This window comes from Streptomyces sp. NPDC031274, from assembly GCF_055570235.1.
Map to the genome: position 1 here is coordinate 1 of NZ_JBVIHP010000279.1, position 1,300 is coordinate 1,300.

The following is a 1,300-nucleotide window of genomic DNA, read 5'->3' on the forward strand; positions in this document are numbered from 1 at the left end:
TGGGCTCGTCGATGTCGTCGATCGCATCGTGCTCGAGGGCGGCCGCCGCGGTGAGGATCTTGAAGGTGGATCCGGGCGGATAGATCTCGCGGAGCGCACGGTTGGAGAGGGGCTTGTCCTTGTCCTTGCTGAGCCGCGTGAACTCCTTGCCCTCCTTCTGCGAGATCCCGGCGAAGACGGAGGGGTCGTACGAGGGGGTGCTCGCCATCGCGAGGACCTTCCCGGAGCGCGGGTCGAGCGCGACGACCGCGCCCCGGGCGTCGAGGTCCACCAGACCCTTGTAGGCGGCCTGTTGGGCCTTGGGGTCGATGGTCGTGATGACGTCGCCGCCCTGGCGCTTCTCGCCGGTCAGCATGTCCAGGGTGCGGCGGATGAAGAGGCGGTCGTCGTCGCCGCTGAGCACGTCGTTCTCGACGCCCTCCAGGAAGGTCGCGCCCTGGGCCTGCGAGAAGTAGCCGGTGACCGGCGCGTACATGGGGCCTTCCTTGAAGGTCCGCTGGTACTTGAAGTCGGTGCCGCTGACTTCCTTCGAGCCGGTGACCGGCTTGCCGCCGACGATGATGTCGCCACGGGGGTGCGAGAAGGCCTCGATCTGGACGCGCCGGTTCTTCTCGTGCTTCGCCAGCGACTCGCCCTCGGCGAACTGCACCCAGGTCGCGCGCAGGAGCAGGGCGAGCGTGAGCACGCCGCAGAAGAGGGCTATGTGGCGCAGCGGCTTGTTCAACGGTCCCCCCATGACGCATGACACCAGGACGTGACGACGCTTCATCACGTGACGACGCTTCATCATGCGCCCGGATTCACGGTTCCCCGGCCCGTTGTTGCCGAATGGTCACACTCGAGCCCCGTCCCGCCCTTCCCCTCGGAGGACCTCGATCACGCTCGCGTAGCTGTCGGATCCGTGCCCGGCGGCGCTCGCCCGCTCCATGGTGGCCTTCAGGAGTTCCGGCAGCGCGTTGTCGACGCCGCGGTCGGCCGCCGCGTGGATGAGGTGCCCGATCGTCGCGATCTGTACGTCGACGGTGGCGTCGTCGCCCGGATAGCGCCCGGCGTCCACCTGGGGGGCGTAGGTGTCCATGAACCCGGCGACCGCGTGCGTCATCCAGCGGATGGCGACGGGAGTGAAGTCGGTGGCCTTGGTCGCGTCGGCGCCGACCAGGGCCGTGCCGTGCAGCCAGCCGGTGAACGTGGACCACATCAGGCCGAGCAGGGCGACGTCGTAGAGCGAGGCGCGGCCCGGCTCCGGGCCCAGGTAGAGCGGGTCGCCGAGCACGGCGAGTGCTTCACGGTGCTTTTCGAA

2 protein-coding genes are annotated in these 1,300 nt (G+C 68.7%); both read right to left on the reverse strand.

The features are described from left to right. Window positions 1–724, reverse strand: a 724-nt coding sequence (locus ACZ5CR_RS45650; protein WP_468869713.1) for a penicillin-binding transpeptidase domain-containing protein, incomplete at its 3' end; no start/stop codon positions are given. Window positions 725–832: 108 nt separating this feature from the next. Then, window positions 833–1,300, reverse strand: a 468-nt coding sequence (locus ACZ5CR_RS45655; RefSeq protein ID WP_468869710.1) for an imine reductase family protein, incomplete at its 5' end; no start/stop codon positions are given.